At 45.5% G+C, this 22,649-nt stretch carries 22 protein-coding genes; 16 read left to right on the top strand and 6 right to left on the bottom strand.

Annotated elements, in window-relative coordinates; translation table 11 throughout:
* Window positions 1-82: 82 nt before the first annotated feature.
* On the top strand, window positions 83-973 hold the full coding sequence (locus AAC052_RS09580; RefSeq protein ID WP_339812838.1) for a DUF1080 domain-containing protein: 891 nt from the start codon (window positions 83-85) through the stop codon (window positions 971-973).
* Between the two features lie 76 nt (window positions 974-1,049).
* On the opposite strand, the gene htpG is transcribed toward AAC052_RS09580, so the two are convergent.
* Window positions 1,050-2,876: a molecular chaperone HtpG gene (gene htpG, locus AAC052_RS09575; protein WP_317489172.1), complete on the bottom strand. Its 1,827-nt coding sequence runs from the start codon at window positions 2,874-2,876 to the stop codon at window positions 1,050-1,052.
* A gap of 175 nt (window positions 2,877-3,051) precedes the next feature.
* Window positions 3,052-3,546: a DUF4293 domain-containing protein gene (locus AAC052_RS09570; protein WP_339812836.1), complete on the bottom strand. Its 495-nt coding sequence runs from the start codon at window positions 3,544-3,546 to the stop codon at window positions 3,052-3,054.
* A gap of 78 nt (window positions 3,547-3,624) precedes the next feature.
* Between AAC052_RS09570 and truA the strand changes: the two genes are divergently transcribed.
* The 3 genes from truA to AAC052_RS09555 are packed head-to-tail and all read left to right on the top strand — an operon-like array spanning window position 3,625 to window position 6,785.
* The gene (truA, locus tag AAC052_RS09565; RefSeq protein ID WP_339812834.1) at window positions 3,625-4,395 is read left to right on the top strand and encodes a tRNA pseudouridine(38-40) synthase TruA; all 771 of its coding nucleotides are present in this window, start codon (window positions 3,625-3,627) and stop codon (window positions 4,393-4,395) included.
* A gap of 35 nt (window positions 4,396-4,430) precedes the next feature.
* A complete protein-coding gene (locus tag AAC052_RS09560) occupies window positions 4,431-6,197 on the top strand; it encodes an ABC transporter ATP-binding protein (protein ID WP_317492385.1) in 1,767 nt (588 codons plus the stop codon).
* A gap of 57 nt (window positions 6,198-6,254) precedes the next feature.
* Window positions 6,255-6,785 carry a hypothetical protein gene (locus tag AAC052_RS09555; RefSeq protein ID WP_339812832.1) on the top strand — a complete coding sequence of 177 codons (531 nt, stop codon included), beginning with the start codon at window positions 6,255-6,257 and terminating at the stop codon, window positions 6,783-6,785.
* Between the two features lie 58 nt (window positions 6,786-6,843).
* Here the strand turns inward: AAC052_RS09555 and metK are convergent, their stop codons facing one another.
* The 4 genes from metK to AAC052_RS09535 form a co-directional block, all read right to left on the bottom strand.
* Window positions 6,844-8,094, bottom strand: a complete 1,251-nt coding sequence (gene metK / locus AAC052_RS09550) for a methionine adenosyltransferase (protein WP_339812830.1) — start codon at window positions 8,092-8,094, stop codon at window positions 6,844-6,846.
* A 79-nt stretch (window positions 8,095-8,173) separates the two neighbouring features.
* Window positions 8,174-8,881: an SAM-dependent methyltransferase gene (locus AAC052_RS09545; protein WP_339812829.1), complete on the bottom strand. Its 708-nt coding sequence runs from the start codon at window positions 8,879-8,881 to the stop codon at window positions 8,174-8,176.
* Window positions 8,882-8,889: 8 nt separating this feature from the next.
* Entirely contained in the window at window positions 8,890-9,654 is a 765-nt protein-coding gene (locus AAC052_RS09540) for an alpha/beta fold hydrolase (protein ID WP_317489166.1), read from the bottom strand.
* Between the two features lie 4 nt (window positions 9,655-9,658).
* The gene (locus AAC052_RS09535; protein ID WP_317489165.1) at window positions 9,659-10,372 is read right to left on the bottom strand and encodes a pyridoxine 5'-phosphate synthase; all 714 of its coding nucleotides are present in this window, start codon (window positions 10,370-10,372) and stop codon (window positions 9,659-9,661) included.
* A 63-nt stretch (window positions 10,373-10,435) separates the two neighbouring features.
* On the opposite strand from AAC052_RS09535, the gene AAC052_RS09530 reads away from it, so the two are divergent.
* From AAC052_RS09530 to AAC052_RS09475, 12 genes are all read left to right on the top strand, one after another.
* On the top strand, window positions 10,436-10,888 hold the full coding sequence (locus tag AAC052_RS09530) for a GatB/YqeY domain-containing protein (protein ID WP_317489164.1): 453 nt from the start codon (window positions 10,436-10,438) through the stop codon (window positions 10,886-10,888).
* 5 nt (window positions 10,889-10,893) lie between these two features.
* On the top strand, window positions 10,894-11,469 hold the full coding sequence (locus AAC052_RS09525; protein ID WP_339812825.1) for a CvpA family protein: 576 nt from the start codon (window positions 10,894-10,896) through the stop codon (window positions 11,467-11,469).
* Window positions 11,470-11,544: 75 nt separating this feature from the next.
* Window positions 11,545-12,306: an alpha/beta hydrolase gene (locus AAC052_RS09520; RefSeq protein WP_317489162.1), complete on the top strand. Its 762-nt coding sequence runs from the start codon at window positions 11,545-11,547 to the stop codon at window positions 12,304-12,306.
* Window positions 12,303-12,968, top strand: coding sequence for a cbs domain containing protein (locus AAC052_RS09515; protein WP_317489161.1), 666 nt, complete (start codon window positions 12,303-12,305; stop codon window positions 12,966-12,968). The genes AAC052_RS09520 and AAC052_RS09515 overlap by 4 nt, the downstream gene beginning before the upstream one ends.
* Before the next feature lie 25 nt (window positions 12,969-12,993).
* Entirely contained in the window at window positions 12,994-13,869 is an 876-nt protein-coding gene (locus tag AAC052_RS09510; protein WP_317489160.1) for an NAD kinase, read from the top strand.
* Between the two features lie 53 nt (window positions 13,870-13,922).
* Complete coding sequence (locus tag AAC052_RS09505) at window positions 13,923-15,017, top strand: DUF6089 family protein (protein ID WP_317489159.1); 1,095 nt, start codon at window positions 13,923-13,925, stop codon at window positions 15,015-15,017.
* 10 nt (window positions 15,018-15,027) lie between these two features.
* Window positions 15,028-15,738 carry a DUF6089 family protein gene (locus tag AAC052_RS09500; RefSeq protein ID WP_339812823.1) on the top strand — a complete coding sequence of 237 codons (711 nt, stop codon included), beginning with the start codon at window positions 15,028-15,030 and terminating at the stop codon, window positions 15,736-15,738.
* 84 nt (window positions 15,739-15,822) lie between these two features.
* Entirely contained in the window at window positions 15,823-16,560 is a 738-nt protein-coding gene (locus AAC052_RS09495; protein ID WP_339812822.1) for an isoprenyl transferase, read from the top strand.
* A 2-nt stretch (window positions 16,561-16,562) separates the two neighbouring features.
* Window positions 16,563-19,244: a POTRA domain-containing protein gene (locus tag AAC052_RS09490; protein WP_339812820.1), complete on the top strand. Its 2,682-nt coding sequence runs from the start codon at window positions 16,563-16,565 to the stop codon at window positions 19,242-19,244.
* A gap of 12 nt (window positions 19,245-19,256) precedes the next feature.
* Entirely contained in the window at window positions 19,257-19,793 is a 537-nt protein-coding gene (locus AAC052_RS09485) for an OmpH family outer membrane protein (RefSeq protein WP_151997789.1), read from the top strand.
* Between the two features lie 11 nt (window positions 19,794-19,804).
* A complete protein-coding gene (locus AAC052_RS09480) occupies window positions 19,805-20,332 on the top strand; it encodes an OmpH family outer membrane protein (protein ID WP_317489155.1) in 528 nt (175 codons plus the stop codon).
* A 140-nt stretch (window positions 20,333-20,472) separates the two neighbouring features.
* The gene (locus AAC052_RS09475; RefSeq protein WP_339812818.1) at window positions 20,473-22,647 is read left to right on the top strand and encodes a S9 family peptidase; all 2,175 of its coding nucleotides are present in this window, start codon (window positions 20,473-20,475) and stop codon (window positions 22,645-22,647) included.
* Window positions 22,648-22,649: the final 2 nt, after the last annotated feature.

The following is a 22,649-nucleotide window of genomic DNA, read 5'->3' as shown; positions in this document are numbered from 1 at the left end:
GTAACTCGTCTAATTATCAAAAGATCAGTGGTATCTGGGGAGTAATTCTTTGGAACTACTTATAATTACAAGAAAAACACCTATGAAAAGCCACCCCATTTCCCAGTTAATTAAATCAATAGCCTTAGCGATTCTACTAGTCCCGATGCTGGCAACAGCTGTAAAGGGCCAGTCAAAAAAGAGCAAGGAGGAATGGGCAACGCTTTTCAACGGAAAAGATATCAATGACTGGATTGTTAAAATTCACCACCACGATGTAAGCGTCAACTTTGGCAACACATTCAGAGTGGAGGATGGCATCATCAAAGTTCGCTACGATCAATACGGCGACTTCAACGAGCAGTTTGGGCATTTATACTACAAGCAACCATACTCCTACTATCGCCTCGTGATGGACTACCGGTTTGTTGGCGAATTGCAGCGAGGTGCCCCCGAGTACACAATAAAAAACAGCGGCGTGATGTTCCACTCTCAAGACCCACGCTCGATGCCAAAAGAGCAAAACTGGCCGATCTCAGTGGAAATGCAGTTCCTCGCCGGCTTGGGCGATGGTAAGCCACGCCCCACGTGCAACATGTGCTCGCCGGGCACCGATGTCGTGTACAATGGCAAGGTTGACCCTAACCACTGCATCAACTCAACCTCGGCCACCTATGAGGGTGACCAATGGGTACACACGGAGTTAATAGTAATGGGTGACTCTTTGGTTATTCATAAAGTAAACGGTGAAGAGGTGCTTCGTTATTCCAAGCCTCAGATGGGCGGAGGGGTTGTTACGGGTTACGACCCTGCCTTGTGGGAGCCAGGCAAGCCATTGACCGAAGGGTATATTGCCTTGCAGAGTGAGGGACAACCCATTGATTTAAAGAACATTGAACTACTTAATCTGGAGGGTTGCATGGATCCGAAGGCCACCAATTACAAAAGCTATTTCATCAAATCGAAACCTGAAGATTGTACATACAAAAAATAGCAATTTCAAGGTTCTGCAAAACAAAAAAAATCCCCGAATCGCTCCGGGGATTTAACTTTATAGCTGGTATTGGCGCTTAGGCCGATACTATATCCAGGCTCCTTTTGATGAAGGCTGTGAGCTCAGGGCCTGTAAGCAGGTTCTGCGACAGCTTAGCCAAATCAAAGGCTTGCTTGGCAAGGTCTGTTTTCTCCTCCTCAGTTTTCGCTTTAAGGATCTTGCCTACCAGGGCATGGTTACCGTTTACAGCCACTGAATAAGCGTCAGGCATATTACCCATCATGGCCATTCCGCCACCCATCGCCGACATGTCTTTCATTCTGCGCATAAACTCCGGCAACGTGATCACCACCGGCATGTCGTCAGTCGACATGGCCTCCACATTTACTGTGAATGCTTTGTTGTTAATGGCCTTATCAAAAAGCTCTTTCACTGTGGTCTGCTCTGCTTCCGACAGCACCGACTCTTTCTTCTCGTCTTTGTCGATCAGCTTGTCCAGCACATCAGCATCCACTCGCTTCCAGTTCACCTTTTCCATCTTCATTTCCATGTGGTTGATGAAGTGGCTGTCGAGCTGTCCGTCCATTTTTAGCACACCGTACTCACGCTTGCGGGCGTTTTCAATGTAGCTGTGCTGCTGTGCTTGTTTGGTCGTGTAAAGGAAAACAGTGTTGCCATCCTTGTCAGCTTGGTTTGGCTTTACATGCTCCTCGTATTCTTTGAGTGTGTAAAACTTGTCGTCGATATCCTGCACAAGCGTGTAGTCAAGCGCCTTCTCATAGAACTTCTCTTCACTGATCATTCCGTATTTCACGAACAGGCCAATGTCGTTCCACTTTTTCTCGTACCCTGCTCTGTCTTTTTTGAAGAGGTCGCCAAGCTTGTCTGCTACTTTCTTGGTGATGTAGGTATTGATTTTCTTCACGTTCCCGTCCGACTGAAGGTAGCTCCTCGATACGTTCAAAGGAATGTCGGGAGAGTCAATTACGCCGTGAAGCAGCATCAAAAACTCCGGCACCACGTCCTTCACCTCGTCGGTGATAAACACCTGCCGGCTATACAGCTGAATCTTGTTTCTCTGTACATCCAGCTCATTTTTCAGCTTAGGGAAATAAAGAACACCGGTAAGATTGAAGGGGTAGTCGACGTTCAGGTGAATCCAGAAAAGCGGATCCTCAGCAAATGGATAAAGCTCTTTGTAAAAGTTCAGGTAGTCTTCATCCTTCAACTCGCTTGGCTGCTTCGTCCAGATGGGGCTTGGGTTGTTAACCACCTTCCCGTCAAACTCAATTTCTATAGGCAGGAACTTGCAGTATTTATCGAGAATACCCTGAAGTCTGTGCTTTTGCAAAAACTCTTCAGAATCTTCAGCAATGTGAAGCACGATGTCGGTACCCCTGTCCTTTTTCTTGGTCGGGGTAATTTCAAAATCAGTTGATCCATCGCACTCCCAGCGGGCAGCTTCGGCACCTGTCTGATACGATTTCGTGAAAATTTCTACCTTTTTGGCGACCATGTAGGAAGAGTAGAAACCAAGGCCAAAATGACCGATGATTTGCTTTTCTTCTCCTTTGTCTTTGTATTTCTCAACGAATTCGGCTGCGCCTGAAAAGGCAATTTGGTTGATGTATTTCTTTATTTCATCAGTTGTTAAACCGATGCCTTTGTCACTGATTGTGATTGTTTTTGCTTTCTCATCGATAGACACCTTAATTTTTGTGTCACCAATTTTTCCTTTGTACTCGCCCAGGGCTGCCAGGCGGTTCAGCTTTTGTGTGGCATCCACGGCATTCGATACCAACTCCCTCAAAAAGATCTCGTGATCCGAATAGAGAAATTTCTTGATAATGGGAAAAATATTCTCGGTGTGGATCGAAAGGGTGCCTTTTTCTTCTGTTACCATGTTTGTATTTGTTTGCAAATGATTGGTCAATAAGTGAAGGGTTGGCAAAAGCCGTTCCATAGCCCGATTTTAGCCACAAGGCTGTCAGGATGGCAGTAAGAAATGTCAGGCCAATAGAATTAGCCCCATTTACCGACCAATTTGTCGATTACTGCTGCACTAAAAGACTTTGATTTTACCTGAGCCTATCGGAGTCACGCACCAGCCTTTCGTCACGCCGGATAAAGCGATTGGCCATTGAGTTAAGGATAAGTGCTACGGGAAAAAGATAAAAGGCCGCCAGGTAAGCACCTTTTTCGGCAGGGACGATTGTCTTTTCTGCATTCCAGCAAAAGTACAGAACGAGAAACATTGTGCCACCAATGATGAGGGAGTTCAGGGCTCCGAATTGAATCTGGCGGAGCCTGTTGCCATATTGAAAAATAGAAAAAATGGCTACTCCCGCAGCAATCAGACAAAGGGCGGCCACGTACATGATATTTTTTTCAGCCAAAATCTCGTCTACTGCCACTCCGTCTCCTGCATATCTGATATGTGTGATTTCAAGAGCGGTAATGGTCACTATTTCACTTTTTTCGACGTCAATTTTTTGCCATAGCGGGAGAAAAACAATGATGACCATGACGATGGCAGCAAGGGCCAGAAATATAGATTGGATTCGCTGAAGCATTGGAAGAATTTTTGGCAAATAAACGCATAAAAGACTTTAGAGAAAACCTTAATCGGCTGAACATGTGAATTATGTTGAATGAATTACCTTTGCCGGGGCATGCGGTATTTTATTCAATTGAGTTACGATGGCACAAAGTATAGCGGTTGGCAGACCCAACATAACGCTGTGGCTGTGCAGCAGGTAGTTACCCAATGTCTGAGCACCTTACTGGGCACCGAAGTGGAATGTGTGGGCAGCGGGCGAACCGACGCAGGGGTGCATGCCAGGGTGCAGGTAGCCCACGTCGACATGGAACTCAGGCACGAACCTGAGGAATTTCTCTACAGGCTTAATTCCCTGCTGCCTCACGACATTGCCGTTCATTGGGTAAAGCCTGTGCGGCCGGAAGCGCATGCCCGCTTTGATGCTGAGTCACGTTCCTACGAGTATCACATTCATCAAAAAAAAGATCCCTTCAAAACTAAATATAGCTACCTTTTCAGGCCGGAGCTGGATGTGGATGCCATGAATAAGACGGCGGCGCTGATGTTGACATGGAAGGATTTCCAGTCGTTTAGCAAGGTAAAAACGGACGTGAAACATTTTGATTGTGATATTTTTGAAGCTTGCTGGAGAAGAGAGAACGATAGCCTTGTGTTTTACGTTAGTGCCAATAGATTTTTAAGAGGGATGGTTCGTGCCGTGGTTGGAACACTGCTGGAAGCAGGACAGGGCAGACTGAGCCAGACTGAATTTAAGGAGATTTTGGAGAGCAGAGACAGGAAATCGGCGGCCCGCAACGTGCCAGCTGAAGGTCTTTTTTTAACAAACGTTACTTATCCTGAAGAAATTTATATCCTTTCTTGAAATTTGCAGTTAATTACTAACCACGTCCCTAGTCGATAGTTTTGGAAAAGGAAACCGTAAGCGGAAATATCATTGACCTGAAAGTACTCAGGCGGCTTTTTGTTTTTGCAAAGCCCTACATAGGCAAGTTTTACTTTCTGGTGGTGCTCACCATTCTGCTGGCGTTTTTGTCACCACTTCGCCCTTACCTCATTCAGATTACGATCGATAAGTACGTGGCCATTGGCGATTTCCAGGGCCTGGTGAACATGACGCTAATTTTAGTGGGGGTGATTGTCGCCACTGCCATTGTGCAATACAGCCACACTTACCTGTCGGGATGGCTGGGCCAGTTCATTATTCGAGACATCAGGATCAAGCTCTTCAAGCACCTCCAAACGCTGAAACTAAAGTTTTTTGACAAAACGCCCATCGGCCGCCTGGTTACCAGAAACGTGTCTGACGTAGAGACGCTGTCAGACGTATTCAGCGAAGGCTTGGCAGCTATTATTGGAGACCTGCTTCAAATCATTGTCATCTTTGCTATGATGTTTGCCATCAGTTGGAAGCTGACCCTTGTAAGTCTTTCAACCCTGCCACTATTGATCATCAGTACCTACGTGTTCAAGGAGAAAGTAAAGGTGGCTTTCAATGAGGTGCGTACAGCCGTTTCCAACCTGAACTCTTTTGTACAGGAGCATATCACAGGCATGAACATCGTGCAGATATTCAATAGCGAAGACAGGGAGTACGAAAAATTCAAGGAGATCAACAGGGAACATAAAAAGGCCAATATCAGGTCGGTACTGTATTATTCGATTTATTTCCCGGTGGCTGAGGTTATTCAGGCGGCAGGTATCGGCCTTGTAGTTTGGTACGGTGCCAGAGGTGTTATCGACGATCAAATCACCCTTGGGGTCCTGATCTCATTTATCATGTATATCCAGATGTTTTTCCGCCCCATCAGGATGATTGCTGATCGCTTCAACACATTACAAATGGGTATCGTTAGCTCCAACAGGATTCTGGATTTGCTCGACAGCAAAGAGCACATCGCTAATAACGGTACTTTTGCGCCAACTACTTTAAAGGGCGAGGTGAAGTTTGAACATGTATCGTTTGCCTACATCGACGAGGAATACGTGCTGAAGGATATCAACCTTGAGGTGAATCCGGGAGAAACGCTGGCGTTGGTGGGTGCTACAGGAGCTGGTAAGTCTTCAGTAATTAACCTGCTTAGCCGCTTTTATGAAATCAATAAGGGCAGCATCACCATAGATGGTGTCGACGTAAGGGAATATGACCTGGCCTCGCTCAGACTTAATATCGGTGTAGTGCTTCAGGACGTCTTTTTGTTTTCAGACTCCATTCTCAACAATATTACTCTCGGCAACCCCGAAATTCCAAAATCAAAAGTGATTGAGGCAGCTGAGCTTGTTGGGGCAAGGGAGTTCATTGAGCGGCTACCGGGCGGCTTTGACTACAACGTGATGGAGCGTGGAGCCACACTTTCGGTTGGGCAAAGGCAGCTCATCTCTTTTGTGCGGGCCATGGTGTATGATCCCAAAATCATTGTGCTCGATGAGGCCACATCATCAGTTGATACGGAGACTGAAGAGCTGATTCAGGGAGCCATTGATAAGCTAATGAAAGGAAGAACATCCATTGTTATTGCTCACAGGCTCTCTACCATTCAACGAGCCGACAAAATTGTGGTACTTGAGAAAGGCGAAATAAAGGAGGAAGGCACCCATGACGAGCTGTTGAGCATGGACGGCTACTATGCTCAGCTGCATAAAATGCAATACAAAGAGGTCGTTTAGTGCTGTTTGAAATCGGCCTTTTTTTGATTTCTTTTGATGCCTCAACAGATCAGATCCATGACCATTGACCCAAGGTACAAGTACTACGCTATTTCAGCCGTTTCCCTGGCCATTATTTCATTCAGCATTTACTTTCTTCTTGGAGGCACTAAAGAATACGAAGTTCAGGAGTCTGGTGCGGTAAGTTACGACATAGTAGGCACACCTTTCAAAGGTCGCTACGTCGCTGATTCAGCAAGAATGGTTTTTGAAGACATCCGCTCAAAAATTATCAACGAGGACTGGAAGGGAGATTTGGTAGAGCTTACCTATCCCCCGGAAGATGGCGATGAAATCAATCAGTTTTTCGGAGTGTTGCTGACAGGCAGGGTAACCCAAATTGAAGGCAACTATCAATTGAAAAAGCTGAGAGCCCCTGGAAGCCTTACGGTGAACCTTTCCATGCACTGGTTGGTGCGGCCCAGCAGAGAAAAAATACAAACCATGATTTTTGACTATGCACAGGCAAGGGGAATAGCGCTGGAGGATTTCTTTATGCAGCGGTACCTACCCGACAATTCAGTAACGATTGAGGCGTTTGTAAAGTAAAAAAAAGACCTGTCGGCATTCACCAACAGGTCCCTATTCATATCAATAAATGCCTGGCTTAAAGGCCAAACTCTTTCTTTACCTTATCAACGTAGTCAAGTTTTTCCCAGGTGAAAAGCTCAACTTCCATTTCTTTTGTTTCGCCAGGTCTGTTAAACTTCTTCTTAACTACTTCATTTTTTCTACCCATGTGGCCGTAAGCTGCTGCCTCCTGGTACATCGGCTGGCGAAGCTTCAATCGCTGCTCGATGATGCCTGGACGCATGTCAAAAATTGCTGATACTTTCTGAGCAATTTCGCCATCTGACATTTTTACTTTTGCGGAGCCGTAAGTATCAACAAAAATACCCATGGGTTCCACCACGCCAATAGCGTAAGACACCTGCACAAGAATTTGATCAGCCACACCTGCGGCTACCAGGTTCTTGGCAATATGGCGTGTGGCGTAAGCTGCCGACCGGTCAACTTTGCTCGGGTCTTTGCCCGAAAATGCACCACCACCGTGAGCACCTTTGCCTCCGTATGTGTCGACAATGATCTTTCTTCCAGTCAGGCCAGTGTCACCATGAGGACCACCAATAACAAATTTGCCAGTTGGGTTAACGTGGTATTTTATCTGATCGTTGAACAACTTTTGGATATGAGCCGGCAACTGTGCCTTTACCCTTGGAATCAAAACGCTGATGACGTCCTGCTTAATTTTTGCAAGCATCTTCGTTTCTTCATCAAAATCGTCATGCTGTGTAGAAACAACAATGGAGTCAATCCTGATAGGTGTATGGTCGTCTGAGTACTCGATAGTCACCTGTGACTTGGCGTCAGGTCTCAGGTACTTGATGGCGCCATTTTCTCTTCTCATTACCGCCAGTTCTCTCAGCAGTCTGTGAGAAAGGTCAAGCGCCAATGGCATATAGCTTGAAGTTTCGTTGCTGGCAAAGCCAAACATCATTCCCTGGTCGCCGGCACCTTGCTCCTCTGGTTTGCCACGATCAACGCCTCTGTTAATATCAGGCGATTGCTCATGCACTGCAGAAAGCACCCCGCACGAATTGCCCTCGAACTGATACTCGGATTTGGTATAACCAATGCGGTTAATTACCTCTCGGGCAATTGACTGCACATCAATATAAGTGTCTGACTTTACTTCACCAGCTAACACTACCTGACCAGTAGTTACAAGTGTTTCGCAAGCAACTTTCGAATTAGGGTCGAAAGCAAGAAAATGATCGACCAGCGCATCTGAAATTTGATCAGCTACTTTATCAGGGTGCCCTTCCGACACAGATTCCGACGTGAATAGATATGGCATTTGTTTTTCTTTGTTGTCTGATTTTTAAGCGTGCAAATTTAGCGGAGCTTTCCTTATTTAAAAACCTGAGGCCCAGGTATTATTTTCCAAGCAGAAAAACAGTTGGTATTTTGTGCAAATTTGGGTGTTTACCCTTCCAGTCAGAAATTTTCTTGGTTTGGATAAACTCTGTCTCTCCTGTTATATCGCTTGCGATGCATAAAAGCGAGTGATTTTGGCAGGTATTGATGATTACCTCCAACAACTGGTTGTTTCTGTAGGGCGTTTCCATAAAAATTTGAGTTGTACCGAATTGCACAACCTCTTTCTCCATTTGCTTTATCTTGCCCTGCGCTGCTTTCTTATCGATCGGCAAATATCCATGGAAAGTAAATGACTGACCAGAAAACCCGGAACCCATTAACGCCAAAAAGATAGACGAAGGACCAACCAGTGGGATGACCTCCACTCCTTTTCGGTGTGCAAGAGCGACTATTTTAGCACCCGGATCGGCAATGCCGGGACAGCCAGCTTCAGAAATGACTCCGGCATTTTCGCCGGAAGTGACAATGTCCATAAGCTTTGATACTTCTGCATCCTCAGTGTCTTTGTTGAGCTCAGCAAAATGCAGCGATTCGATAGGCCTGCCTAAATTCAGGGTGCTGATAAACCTTCTGGAGGTTCTGATGTTCTCAGCGAAGAACCAGTTGAGGGAGGAAATTATTTCTTTAACCTGACCATTTATTATCAGATCAACCCTGTTGTCGGAAAGTGGACTTGGTACGAGGTACAATTTTCCAGCGCTCATGTGCTCTGCTACGATAGAAAGGCCATCAATGTCTCAAGAAAGGCTTCAGGCTGCTCGGCATGCACCCAGTGTCCGGCATTTTTAATAGTGACAACCTGGCTGTCAGGAAAAAGCTTCTTGATAATCGGAAGGTCAATGTCCCGAATGTAGTTAGAGTTCTCGCCGTCAATGAAAAGGGTGGGAACTGGATTCGGCTCTCCGTCTATTTCCCCCACAATCAGTCCTATATTGTTATCAATGGCAGCCACGTTTATTTTCCATTCGAATCCGTCACCGGTTCGGCTAAGGCTTTTTAGCAGAAACTGCCTTTCGCCCACATTCGGAACATATTTGGCCAGCCGATCGTCTGCCTCTTTTCTTGACTCCAAAGAGCCAAGGTCAATAGACTTTAGCCCCTCCAGTATTTTGTCATGGTGGACTTTGTAACCACGAGGTGAAATGTCTACAACAACCAGCTTCTCAACCTTGCCCGGGTGGCTCAACGCATAGTTCATAGCCACCTTGCCGCCCATTGAATGCCCAAGAACAATCGGCTGAGTAATATTATTTTCCTTTATAAAGTTGCCCAGGTCTTCCGCCATCACATCAAAATTGTGCGCTGGGTCATGGAACGACTGCCCATGGTTTCTCTGATCGACCAGATAAACCTCAAAATGTTCGGACAATGACTTGCCAATGGTCAACCAGTTGTCTGAGGCTCCAAAAAGCCCGTGCAAAATAATAAGTGGTTTTCCCTGTCCCAGTTTTCTAAAGAATAGCTTTTTGTCACTCATAGTTTTAAGTTAACTGGCGCAGATACATTTGGATAGTGTTTTCCAGCCCATAGTACAAGGCATCGCAGATCAGCGCATGCCCAATGGATACTTCGTCAATTGCTGGAATTTGCTGTACCAAATAGGCCAGGTTGTGTAAGTCAAGGTCATGGCCTGCATTAATGCCAAGCCCGGCAGATTTTGCCAGCTTTGCTGTTTCGATATAAGAAGCGATAGCTTTTTCCCGGTTGCTATGATAATGCGTGGCGTATGGCTCGGTATAGAGCTCTATTCTGTCCGCTCCACTTTTGGCTGCAGCGTCCACTAATTTTACGTCTGGATTGAGGAAAATGGAGACCCTTACGCCAGCAGTGTGGAGTTCTGCTGAGACTTCAGCAAGGAAAGCCTGGTGTTTCAGCGTATCCCAACCGGTGTTTGATGTGATTGCTTCAGGTGGATCCGGAACCAAAGTGGCTTGCGCAGGCTTTACTGTTTTTACCAGATCGATAAACCGTCTGTCGGGGTACCCTTCAATATTAAATTCTGTGGTCACCACCTTCGAAAGCTCAAGCACGTCGCTATGGCGAATATGCCTTTCATCCGGCCGTGGGTGTACAGTGATTCCCTGTGCGCCGAAGACCTCGCAGTCTTTTGCAACCTTTACCACGTCCGGATTATTTGCTCCTCTGGCATTTCTGAGCGTGGCTACTTTATTTATGTTAACACTGAGCCTGGTCATTCTTATACTGATTTGTATAACTTTGCTGCAAATTAACCAATAACGATTTTAAAAAATTCAGATATGAGCCTTAAAACCCAAATCGACGGAGATATAAAACAAGCCATGCTAAGCAAAAACTCAGAAAGGCTGAGGGCGCTGAGAGCTATCAAGTCGCTGATTTTGCTGGCGGAGTCTGAAAAGGGTGCCAAAGCAGAGCTTGACCAGGCAGCAGAGATGGCTATTTTGACCAAGGCCGCCAAGCAGAGAAAAGACTCACTGGCCATTTTTGAAGAACAGAATCGGCCCGATTTGGCAGAAAAGGAGCAGGCGGAGCTGGATGTTATCAATGAATTTTTGCCAAAGCAGCTTTCAGAAGAGGAAGTGAAGTCGGAGGTTGCAAAAATAATTGCTCAAGTGGGTGCCTCCAGTCCTCAGGACATGGGCAAAGTGATGGGTGCAGCTACGAAAGCATTGGCTGGAAAAGCCGACGGTAAATTGATCTCAACGCTGGTTAAAGAGCTATTAAGCAAGTAAGTCCGTTGAGAGTTATTGACATAGTCATTCTTATTATCCTTGTTCTTGGAGCGTTTCGGGGCTTCCAAAAAGGACTTCTGTTGGAAATTGTCGGCCTGTTTGCCTTCATTTTGGGGATTATTGGCGGGTTTCAATTTACCCCACTGGTGGCGAGCTTCCTCGACGGATACTTCACTAAAGTCCCGGGGCTTATTCCTGTCATCTCTTTCATTATCGTGTTTGTCGTCATCGTGCTCGCCGTTAACCTTATTGGCCTGGCCCTTAAAAAAACGATTGACTTAACTTTGCTCGGAAGCTTCGACGACCTGGCCGGGTCGCTGGCTGGAATTTTGAAATGGGCTTTGGCCTTAAGCTTCCTGCTTTGGCTGCTGACCTTTTTTGGGTTTCAGCTAGCTGATGAATACGTCGAGGGAGCCAAAATTTACCCCTTTGTGGTGAGCCTCGCTCCGTGGATGATCGACACTATTTCTGTAGTGTTGCCGTTTGTCAAGGAGTTTTTTGAGAAACTAACCCCTGCGGAGCAACAGCCTGCAGAGAGGCAAGCCTATATTTTAGCATTGACTAAGCTAAGAATTGTTTAGGCTTGAGCAACACATCAATAAAAAACTTTATCTCAGAACGGATTTTATCTATATTGGGTTAATTCAGTGATCAGAATGAACATAGAACTAAAAACACAGAATAACTATCCGTATATCGATGAGGGCAAGGGCGAAACGCTTTTGCTTCTTCATGGCCTTTTTGGCGCACTTAGTAACTGGGATAGTGTAGTTCGCCGGTTTTCCAAGACGCACAGAGTCGTCATTCCGATGCTTCCCATCTACGAAATGCCGATTAGAGAAGCTGGCCTCGATGGATTAGTCGAATACCTTGAGGGTTTCGTCGAAATGATGGGACTCAAAGATTTTACGTTGATGGGCAATTCACTTGGAGGCCATATAGCGCTGATATATACCCTTGCAAATAAGAGCAAGGTGAAGAAAATGATACTCACTGGTAGCTCCGGACTTTTCGAAAACTCTATGGGCGGCTCGTTTCCAAAGAGGGGAAGCTATGAGTACATTAAGGAAAGGGTGGAGTACACTTTCTACGATCCAAAAACGGCCACGCCAGATTATATTGAGGAGGTTTTTGAGACAACCAAAAGCATCCCAAAATGTATGCGCATAGTGGCCATAGCAAAATCTGCTCAGCGCCACAATATGGCCAAAGAAGTGCCATCTATTAAAATACCTACGCTTCTGGTTTGGGGGCTTAACGACACCATCACTCCTCCGGAGGTAGCACATGAATTTAACAGACTGATACCCAATTCAACTCTTAGGTTCATCGACAAGTGTTGCCACGCCCCAATGATGGAACACCCTGATAAGTTTAACGATATATTAAGTGAGTTTCTGCTAAATGAAGCTGCATGATAGCAAGTGATCTTATCAATTACATGATACCCCCACTCAAGCTGAGTGACGAAATTCAGAAAGCAATTCTGTGGATGGAAGAACTGCATTCCACGGAACTTCCCGTCGTTGAGAAGGGAGAGTTTTTGGGGTTTATTAATGAAGATACTATCCTCGAATTGAATGGAGCCCTGCCAAGAGTAGCAGACTATAATTTACAAGGGGTTAAATGTAAAGTAGATCAATCGCAGCACTACTATGATGTGATAAAGGCCTGCGACAACAATGGATTGTCGCTTGTGGCGGTAACGGACAACGTTGGCACCTACCTTGGTGTAATTACACTGGAAGATGTTATTCAGGCATTTGCCATGACATCTTCGATAAAAAGTCATGGGGGCATTCTTGTGCTTTCGATGAAGCAAATAGATTATTCTCTGGCAGAAATTAGCCGGCTCATAGAATCGGACAACGGCAAGATTCTCAGCTCATACCTTACTGACGACCCAAATGATTCTTCAAAAGTGAGCCTTACAATCAAAATCAATCTCGAAGACCTCACCCGGGTGCAGGCTACTTTGGAAAGGTTTGGGTATCAAATAGTGGCTAAATTTAATAATGCTCCAGAGGCTGTTGACGAACAGGAGAGGATGGACATTTTAATGAAATACCTGGGCATTTAGAGCCAGCACAATTAGTTAACCCGATATGAGAATAGCCCTCCATGGTCATAAATTCAACAGTGATACCATTCCATTTATTCAGGAGGTCATCTCGTTTCTTCAAGATAGAAATGTAGAATTAGTTGTTTCGCAGATATTTAGGAAGCACGCTACCAAAGCCGGCTTTGACTTGCCAGATGGTCAAGACCTCAGTAAAACGAATCCCATGGAGCCATTAGATGCTATTATAAGCTTAGGTGGAGACGGGACATTGCTTGAAACTGTCACCTATGTGAAGCATGCAGAAACACCAATTTTGGGAATTAACACCGGCAGATTAGGCTTTCTGGCAAACATCTCAAAACTGGATATTCAGAGCGCCTTGACATCTTTTTTTGAGCAACGGTTTACCTACGACTACAGAACACTTCTGAGACTGGAAACGAATAAGGAGGTGTTTGGCGACACAAGTTTTGCTTTGAACGAATTCACAATTACGAAGAAGGATACCTCTTCAATGATCACAGTCAAGTGTTATATAAATGGGGAGTACCTTAATTCCTATTGGGCTGACGGACTGATGGTTTCCACACCAACAGGCTCCACGGGCTATTCCCTTAGTTGCGGTGGGCCTGTTATTCTACCTCATTCAAACAATTTTGTTATAACCCCGGTTAGTCCTCACAATTTGAATGTTCGTCCGTTGATTGTTCCCGACGAAAGTGTCATTTCGTTCGTTATAGAAAGCAGGGGAAGAAACTTCCTGGCCTCTTTGGATTCACGGTCACATACGGTTGATTCTTCGGTAGAAATGTCGGTGAGGAAGGAGGATTTCAGAGCCAAATTGATCCAGCTCCATGGTTACTCGTTTTTGGATACACTAAGGAATAAGCTAAATTGGGGCTTTGATCTTAGAAATTAATTTTAGTCCAGCTTTCCTTTTTTACTACTTTTACAAAAAAATTGGACTCTTCAATGAAGAAGTTTATTCTCGTACTTATCATTTTGGTTCCTGCACTCCTCGCAAGCGAAGATGCGTTTGGTCAGTACAATAGAAGAAGCAAAGCCAGGTTACAAAGAAACAAAGCTATGTCTTCCTACAGGGGTGGCCGGATTAGTGGCGGCGTGTCCCGGTTCAAGAGCTATCACTCACTTGGAGTAAATTTGAATGCATCAAACTATTTTGGCGATATAGCGCCGCTTTCCAGGGCTGTAAGCACGGATATTTCTTTTACCAGGCCGGGTTTTGGTATTACGCATACTTACAGGGCGCACAAAATGGTTGGTATTCGATCTAGTTTTAACTGGGTAAGATTGAAATCCGATGATTTTGACTCGGCTGATCCTACGCTAACGGAAAGCCTCCCAAGGTACACCAGAAACCTTTCTTTCAGAAATGATGTGAAGGAGCTATCTGTTATTCTGGAGATGGACATATTTCCAAACGAGGGTGGTGCAGGTTCAAGGCTACCTTTCGCTCCTTACGTATTTGCAGGGGGGGCGGCTTTCCTTCATAACCCCAAAGGACTTGTCCCGGAGCTTGGCAATGACGGCAATCCACTTGCGGAAGCAGGAAAATGGGTTTCTCTAAAAGATTTGGGCACTGAAGGTCAAAACAGCGATCAGTATGATATCAAGCCCTATAAGTCGCTTTCGTATGCGATCCCGTTTGGCATAGGGTCAAGATTTAGACTGCCCGGTCCTTTCGACGCTGCCTTCGAAATAGGGTATCGACTTCTTTTCTTCGATTATATTGATGACTTGAGCGGCAGATACGTGGATCCGGGAGCTTTCGGTACAAATGAGCTTGCCCGCACCATGGCTGACAGGTCTCGTGAAGCCACTTCGGCATCTGGTCAGCCCCGACAGCTGACTTTGGTCACCGAAGCCTATGGTGGAACGAGCACTAAGGTGTCCCAAATTGATGGTCAGCCTTATCCAACTATAGCTGGCTGGGGCTTCGAAGACGACATAAGAGGAAATCCCAACAACAACGACCAATATATTGTCACCCAGATACGTTTAATGTACGTGTTCGGCAAAGTTCGCCGGAGTGCTAAATTCAGATAATATTGGGAAGTTGAAAAACAGAGTTTACATATCATTAATCACCAGTCTGCTGGTGATTTTTTTTAGCAGCAGGGCCCTTGCTCAATACACAGAATTTGGTGGAGGGTTGGGCATGCTTAGCTATACCGGGGATCTTAACCCAAAACTGAGGCTGAGGGGGTTGACTCCGGGGCTCAACGCATTTTACAGGATGAATGTTAATAACGTCGTAAGCGTAAGGCTTGGGCTGACGGCAGGCAAAATAAAAGGAGACGATCAACGGGCAGTTGACATACTAGGCAGCAATAGAGACTATTCATTCGATATCACGTTAATTGAGGGCTCATCGGTGTTTGAGTACTATTTTCTGGACTATAAGCACCCACACACCAACGTTTACTTCTCGCCCTACTTTTTTGCAGGTTTTGGCATTTTCAGAACCTTTGGCTATGATGAGGCTAAAGCAGACTTCAGTAAACTGCAACCTGTTATACCCTTTGGGGTTGGTATTAAGCAGCTCGTAGGCAAGAGATATGCTGTAGGATTAGAATTTGGACTAAGAAAGACCTTTTTCGACTATTTGGACAGCGTGTCCGATGGCGATATCACATTGAAAAACTACCAGTACGGCAATCCGGAAAGTAAGGACTGGTACTACTTCGCTGGGTTCTCGATTACCTATATTTTGTACGAAATTCCATGTCCTTTCAGGTATGTTCCCAACCGTTATGAGTATAATTGACTCTCCTATTTAGATTTCTCCTTATTTATTTAGCTAAAAATTAGCAACTTTGCGGTTTGCTAGACACTGAGAGACCCTTAGGGCATGAAAGAATTGATTAATTCAGACGCTATTCCCCGCCACATTGCCATCATTATGGATGGCAACGGTAGATGGGCTAAAAAGAGAGGTGCTGCAAGGATATTCGGACATCAGAATGCCATACAGGCAGTGAGAGATGCCGCAGAAGGGAGTGCAGAGTTGGGCGTCGATTATTTAACTTTGTATGCGTTTTCAACGGAGAACTGGGCCAGGCCTATTGAGGAGGTAAATGGATTGATGTCATTGTTGGTGTCCACCATTAAAAAGGAGCTGCCAACATTACAGAAAAATAATATCAGGCTTAAGTCGATAGGCAACATTCTGAGCTTGCCAAAGGATGCGCAGGAAAATCTGGACTATGCTAAGAAGGCAACCCAGTTCAATGATGGACTGACGCTGATACTGGCCTTGAATTACAGTGGCAGGTGGGAAATTACGGAAGCTGTCAAAAAAGTAGCTCAGGATGTCGTGGATGGGCATAGAAGCACAGAAGACATTACGGAGGGGCTGTTGGACGCTTACCTTGACACTAAGGGCATTCCTGACCCGGAATTGTTAATCAGGACTAGTGGGGAAATGCGCATAAGTAATTTTTTACTTTGGCAAGTTGCTTACACCGAGTTGTTTATTACAGAAGTGCTTTGGCCCGACTTCAGAAGAGAGCATCTTTATGAGGCTATAGTTGGGTACCAAAGAAGAGAAAGAAGATTTGGAAAAATCAGTGAACAAGTGAATTCCTGAGAATGAAGAAAATTGTAATTGTATTTGCGGCCTCCCTGTTGTGCGTTGTCCAAAGTGTAGACGCACAAATCCGCCCGGGACTTCGAAGCACCCCAGCTACCTCTGGTTCGGGTCTTCAGCTCGACTACTCCAACCCAAAAGAATATGAGATTGGAGGGATAGAAGTAACAGGATCAGAATACCTGGACAAAAATGCCATCATTTCAATTTCTGGACTAACGGTTGGGTCAACAATAAAGGTGCCTGGTGATGCCACTTCCGGAGCCATCAAGAAACTTTGGAACCAGGGAATTTTGGGAGACGTCTCGCTATTTGTTAGCAAAATCGAAGGCAACCAAATCTTTTTGACAATCGAACTCAAGGAAAGGCCAAGACTAACCAAGTTCACCTTCGAGGGTCTTAACAAAACCCAGAAAAGCGATATCGAAGACGACATTAAACTTATCAAGGGAAGGGTAGTAACAGACGCAGTCATCAAGAATACCGAGCTGACCATTAAAAAGTATTTTCAGGGAAAAGGCTACCTGAATGCTGATGTGAAAGTCGTCCAACAAAAGGACACCCTGCTTTCCAACAGCGTGATGTTGAAAATTGTGGTTGACAAAAAGTACAAGGTCAAGGTAAACGACATCAAATTTACAGGCAATGATGTTTTTCTGGACTCCAAGCTGAAGTCAAAAATGAAAAACACGGGAGAGCGGCTTAGGTTCACGCTGATAGAGGACTTGATTGGTCGTTCTCTTAGAGTCTTCCAGCCTAAGGAAGTAAAAGAATTTGTTACGTCGACTAAGCCCTTCGGGTGGAGAGAGTTTAGAAGCTATTTGCACGACAACGTAAAAATCAATGTTTTCAAAACCAAGAAGTTCCTCCAGCCAAAATATGAGGAAGACAAAAAGAGCCTTATCACATATTTTAATGCTCAGGGTTATCGGGATGCGGAAATAGTCGCTGACTCAACTGTAAAGAGCGGCAAGGGCCTTGATGTCTACATCACCGTAGATCCAGGTCAGAAATATTACTTTGGCGATATTACCTGGTCAGGCAACTATGTGTACGACAATGAAACGCTCGACAAGGTGCTTGCTATTAAAAGGGGTGATGTCTATGACATGGAACTCGTTAAGAAGAAGCTGACATTCAACCCTCAGGGTGCGGATATTAGCTCCCTTTATATGGACAATGGCTATCTCTTTTTCGATATTAAGCCCGTAGAGGTTAAGATAAATGGTGACAGTATTGACGTAGAAATGCGTCTTTCTGAGGGCTCGCAGGCAACGCTTGATAAGATTTACGTGACAGGCAATGACCGAACCAACGACCACGTAATTATTCGTGAGCTGAGAACGCTTCCTGGCCAGAAATTCAGCCGTAACGACGTGATCCGTACGCAAAGGGAGCTTGCACAGCTGGGTTACTTTAACCCGGAAACAGTAACACCCAACGTACTGCCCAACATTGCCAAAGAAACTGCCGACATCGAATGGCAGGTGGAAGAACGTCCAAGCGACCAGATAGAGCTTTCTGGTGGTTGGGGTGGACCGATCGGCTTTGTGGGCACGCTTGGTGTCACTTTCAACAACTTCTCACTAAGGAAGATACCTTATCCGAAAACCTGGAGCCCGTTGCCTGTAGGTGATGGTCAAAAGCTGTCCGTCAGGTTCCAGGCCAATGGCAAAAGATTCCAGACCTATTCGGTGTCGTTCTCTGAGCCCTGGCTGGGAGGTCGCAAGCCAAACTCTTTCGGACTGTCGTACAGCTATTCCATTCAGAGGCAATACCTTTACACGACCAGCGAACCGCCGCTGGGAACTCTCGGAGTGCAGGGTATTACCGCAAGCTTAGGCCGCCGTGTCACATGGCCCGATGACTATTTCACTGTAAGCAATAGCTTGTCGTATTTGAAGTACGATTTGAATAATTATGGCGCCGGATTTACCAGCACCCAGTCTCTTGGTTTTACCGACGGTGTAGCGAATAGCTTAACATTTAACACAACCATTGCCAGAAACAGTGTGGATCAGCCGATGTACCCAAGGTCTGGCTCTAACATCTCACTAACGGCCTCGTTTACACCACCTTATTCTGCCATCAGGGGTGAAGGCATTTCTGACTTACCCCCTAACGAAAAGTACAAGTGGGTGGAATACCACAAGTGGATGTTTGATTCCTGGTACTACCTCAAGCTAGTCGGCAACCTTGTTTTGGTGAACCGTGTGCACTTTGGTGTCATCGGGTCTTACGACAAAGACAGTCCTGGCACGCCTTTTGAAAGGTTCTCTTTGGGAGGTAGCGGTTTGGCAGGGCAAAACTTTATCCTCGCCACCGACATTATTGGTTTGAGGGGGTATGCTGATAACTCCCTGCGAACCTATGATCAGGTAAACAATATTACCGGTGGTGTTATATATAATAAGTTTGTCTTCGAGCTGAGGTACCCAGTGTCGTTGAGCCCAACTGCCACCATTTACCTGCTTACCTTCGCTGAAGGGGGCAACAACTGGAACGTGTTAAAGGATTATAATCCTTATAACTTATATAAATCGGTAGGAGCCGGCGTTAGAGTATTCATGCCCGCTTTTGGACTTCTGGGTGTTGACTATGGTTATGGCTTTGATACCATACCGGGTCAAACTTCAAGAAGTGGTGGACAGTTCCACTTCTCCATAGGGCAGCAAATACGCTAACCTCATGTGACTATGAAAAGGACAGTCTTTACGCTATTTATTTTAAGTTTAGGGATAAATACTACCTTTGCCCAAAAATTCGGCTATGTTGACACCGGGTATATACTGGAGCAAATGCCGGATTACAGGGAAGCCCAGGGAGAAATAGACAAGCTGTCGTTGTCCTGGGAGGAAGAAATAAAGAAAATGTTCCAGGAAGTGGAGCAGATGCAGATTGCCTTCCATGCAGAAGAGGTGCTTCTTACCGAGGAGATGAAGAAGGACAGAAGGGCGGAGATTGACCGGAAAATGCAGGAAGTGAAGGAGTATCAGAAGAAGGTGTTTGGCTTTGAAGGCCTTTTCTTCTTAAAGAAGAAAGAGTTGATAAAGCCTGTTCAGGATAAAATATGGGAGGCAGTTGAAAAAATGGCAAAGAACAACCGCCTCGCCATTGTTTTTGATAAATCCGGTGAGTTGGTCATGATCTACACAGATCCGATTCATGATTATACTGACTATGTACTTGAAGAGCTTGGCCTGGCCAACGAAAACGATGTAATTAAAAATTAAAACGTAAAGTCATGAAACTTAGAAGCTTGCTGTTTGGTGTATTTGTACTTTTTGCTGTTTCAGTCACAGCACAGGAACTGAAAGTTGGGTACACCAATGTAGACTATATACTCACTCAAATGCCCGAATCGAAGCAAATAGAGGCCGATCTTAAGGCGTACGAAACTCAACTGCAAAACCGCCTTCAGGCAAAAATTCAGGAGTTCCAAACCAAAGGTCAGGCGTTTCAAAGCGGCTACCAGACAATGACCGACATTGAAAGAGCCGACAAGCAGGAAGAGCTTCAGAACCTTCAGGCGTCTATCGAAAAGTTCCAGCGTGATGCCCAGCAGTCTATGCAGGATAAGGAGCTTCAGTTGCTTCAGCCTGCCTACGACAAAATTCAGAAAGCAATTGACGACGTAGCCAAAGAAAACGGCTTTACGCATGTATTTAGGTCAGAAGCACTGCTTTTCGCCAAGGACAGTGACGAAATCTCCAACATCGTGTTGCAGAAAATGGGAATCACTCCAAAGACTACTCCAACAGGAGGAAACTGAGCAATACAACATCACATTAGGAAGGCACCTGGGACATAAGTCTCAGGTGTTTTTGTTTCTAAAGACATCCGTGTGGGATTTATAGCCGGTTTAGAAAAACTTCGGGAAATAGTTATTTTCGAAGTTCAAAGATGAAAACAATGTATAAGTTAGTCGCAACGCTCTTAATTTTATTCAGCCTGAATACTTCTCTTCTTTCGCAAAGCCAGATCTCTATCGAAGATTTTACCTTGAAAAATACTTTCAACGTCGAGTCGGTCAACAGCGTGAACTGGATGAAGGACGGGCAGTTTTACTCCGCACTAGAGGACAATAAGGTGGTGAAATACGATGTCACTACCGGTCTGGCAGTTGAAGAGCTTGTTGATGGAGGTGCGCTTTCCCCTTCTCTAAAAATTGACGACTACACATTCAGCGACGATGAGGCTAAAATATTATTGTTAACTGATCGGCAGTCGGTGTTCAGGAGATCCTACACGGCGGTTTTTTATGTGTATGACATCGCAACGAAGGCTGTTTCAAAACTTTCTGAGGGGCGCCAGGCATACGGCACCTTTTCACCCGACGGATCCAAAGTTGCCTTCACCCGTGACAACAACCTGTTTTGGAAAGACATTGCCTCAGGCCAGGAGGTGCAGATAACCAGTGATGGCAAACGCAACGCCATCATCAACGGCAGCACCGATTGGGTGTATGAGGAGGAGTTGTACCTGACAAAGGCCTTTGAATGGTCACCCGATGGGCAGCGAATAGCCTACTACAAGTTTGACGAGTCGTTGGTGAAGGAGTACAACATGCAAGTGTGGCATGAGGGTCAGCTTTATCCGGAGGACTATAGATACAAGTACCCGAAAGCAGGCGAGTCGAATTCGGTGGTTAATATCTTTATTTACGAGGTGGGAGCTAACAGAAGCGTCAAAGCTGACATTGGCAGCGAGGCAGACATTTATATCCCCAGAATCAAATGGCTGAAGGATGCAAAAACCCTTTCGATTCAGCGACTGAACCGCCTTCAAAACCAATTGGATATTTTGCACGCCAACGCCTCCACGGGGAAGTCGACAATCATACTCACCGATAAATCAGAGACGTATATTGATTTCACGTTCTGTGACGATCTTACCTACCTGGAGGATGGCAAAACATTTTTGTTTTCCTCCGAAAAAAGTGGCTTCAAACACTTTTATCTGTATAGCCTGAGTGGTGAGCTGGTCCGGCAGATTACTAATGGCCCATGGGAGGCAGTGTCACTCGCCGGCGTTGACCAAAGCGCCAAAACCCCAGTATTGTTCTATACTTCTACTGAAGAGTCGTCGATGGAAAGAGCCCTTTACAGAATAGATGTAAAAGGGAAAAACAAGGCGAAGTTAAGCCTGGACAAAGGATGGAACCGAGTGGTAATGACTACCGATACTCGCTTTTATATTAATTACTTCACCAGTGCCACGCAGCCACAGAAAGTTACTTTGCATCAGAGCAAAGGCAACAAATTAGTAAAAGTATTGAAGGACAATGCTGCACTGGCGAAAGCTACTAAAGACCACGGCTTTGCCGATAAAGAGTTCTTCAGTTTCACCACTTCACAGGGAACCGACTTGAATGGCTATTTTCTGAAGCCCGCTGATTTTGACCCTAATAGAAAGTATCCGGTATTGCTATATCAATACAGCGGGCCTGGCTCTCAAAACGTAACCAACGCCTGGGGCGGTGGCCACTTTTTTTGGCACCAAATGCTGACTCAAAAGGGCTACATCGTTGCAGTGGTCGACACCCGGGGAACAGGGGGGCGTGGCGAACAGTTTAAAAAGCTGACTTACAAGCAGCTTGGCAAGTATGAAACGGAGGATCACATGGATGCGGCCCGGTATTTTGGGAGGCTGCCATTTGTCGACATCTCCCGCATCGGTATTTGGGGTTGGAGCTACGGAGGATACATGAGCTCATTGGTGTTGTTCAAAGGAGCCGATCTCTTCAAGGCGGCCATTGCCGTGGCACCTGTGACCACATGGCGATTTTATGACACTATTTATACTGAACGCTACCTCATGCGCCCACAGGACAACGCCGGTGGATATGATGACAACTCGCCCATTACTCATGCCGATAAGCTAAAGGACAATTTCTTGCTTATTCACGGAACGGGAGATGACAATGTTCACTTTCAAAACTCGGTAGCACTGCAGGACGCACTTATCAGAGAGGGAAAGCAGTTTGAGTCTTTTTATTACCCCGACAAAACACATGGTATTTCTGGTGGTAAGTACCGGTATCATTTGTACACCATGATGACGAATTTCATTATTGACAACCTATAGCC

The organism is uncultured Imperialibacter sp. (genome assembly GCF_963974565.1).
Lineage (GTDB): Bacteria > Bacteroidota > Bacteroidia > Cytophagales > Cyclobacteriaceae > Imperialibacter > Imperialibacter roseus.
This window is presented reverse-complemented; position numbering and strand designations above follow the sequence as displayed.

What these genes read in the sequence shown, in the direction of transcription:
- AAC052_RS09580 (WP_339812838.1), top strand. Translation starts at nt 83, where the DNA reads ATGAAAAGCCACCCCATTTCCCAGTTAATTAAATCAATAGCCTTAGCG.
- htpG (WP_317489172.1), bottom strand. Translation starts at nt 2,876, where the DNA reads ATGGTAACAGAAGAAAAAGGCACCCTTTCGATCCACACCGAGAATATT.
- AAC052_RS09570 (WP_339812836.1), bottom strand. Translation starts at nt 3,546, where the DNA reads ATGCTTCAGCGAATCCAATCTATATTTCTGGCCCTTGCTGCCATCGTC.
- truA (WP_339812834.1), top strand. Translation starts at nt 3,625, where the DNA reads ATGAATTACCTTTGCCGGGGCATGCGGTATTTTATTCAATTGAGTTAC.
- AAC052_RS09555 (WP_339812832.1), top strand. Translation starts at nt 6,255, where the DNA reads ATGACCATTGACCCAAGGTACAAGTACTACGCTATTTCAGCCGTTTCC.
- metK (WP_339812830.1), bottom strand. Translation starts at nt 8,094, where the DNA reads ATGCCATATCTATTCACGTCGGAATCTGTGTCGGAAGGGCACCCTGAT.
- AAC052_RS09545 (WP_339812829.1), bottom strand. Translation starts at nt 8,881, where the DNA reads ATGAGCGCTGGAAAATTGTACCTCGTACCAAGTCCACTTTCCGACAAC.
- AAC052_RS09540 (WP_317489166.1), bottom strand. Translation starts at nt 9,654, where the DNA reads ATGAGTGACAAAAAGCTATTCTTTAGAAAACTGGGACAGGGAAAACCA.
- AAC052_RS09535 (WP_317489165.1), bottom strand. Translation starts at nt 10,372, where the DNA reads ATGACCAGGCTCAGTGTTAACATAAATAAAGTAGCCACGCTCAGAAAT.
- AAC052_RS09530 (WP_317489164.1), top strand. Translation starts at nt 10,436, where the DNA reads ATGAGCCTTAAAACCCAAATCGACGGAGATATAAAACAAGCCATGCTA.
- AAC052_RS09520 (WP_317489162.1), top strand. Translation starts at nt 11,545, where the DNA reads ATGAACATAGAACTAAAAACACAGAATAACTATCCGTATATCGATGAG.
- AAC052_RS09515 (WP_317489161.1), top strand. Translation starts at nt 12,303, where the DNA reads ATGATAGCAAGTGATCTTATCAATTACATGATACCCCCACTCAAGCTG.
- AAC052_RS09510 (WP_317489160.1), top strand. Translation starts at nt 12,994, where the DNA reads ATGAGAATAGCCCTCCATGGTCATAAATTCAACAGTGATACCATTCCA.
- AAC052_RS09505 (WP_317489159.1), top strand. Translation starts at nt 13,923, where the DNA reads ATGAAGAAGTTTATTCTCGTACTTATCATTTTGGTTCCTGCACTCCTC.
- AAC052_RS09495 (WP_339812822.1), top strand. Translation starts at nt 15,823, where the DNA reads ATGAAAGAATTGATTAATTCAGACGCTATTCCCCGCCACATTGCCATC.
- AAC052_RS09490 (WP_339812820.1), top strand. Translation starts at nt 16,563, where the DNA reads ATGAAGAAAATTGTAATTGTATTTGCGGCCTCCCTGTTGTGCGTTGTC.
- AAC052_RS09485 (WP_151997789.1), top strand. Translation starts at nt 19,257, where the DNA reads ATGAAAAGGACAGTCTTTACGCTATTTATTTTAAGTTTAGGGATAAAT.
- AAC052_RS09480 (WP_317489155.1), top strand. Translation starts at nt 19,805, where the DNA reads ATGAAACTTAGAAGCTTGCTGTTTGGTGTATTTGTACTTTTTGCTGTT.
- AAC052_RS09475 (WP_339812818.1), top strand. Translation starts at nt 20,473, where the DNA reads ATGTATAAGTTAGTCGCAACGCTCTTAATTTTATTCAGCCTGAATACT.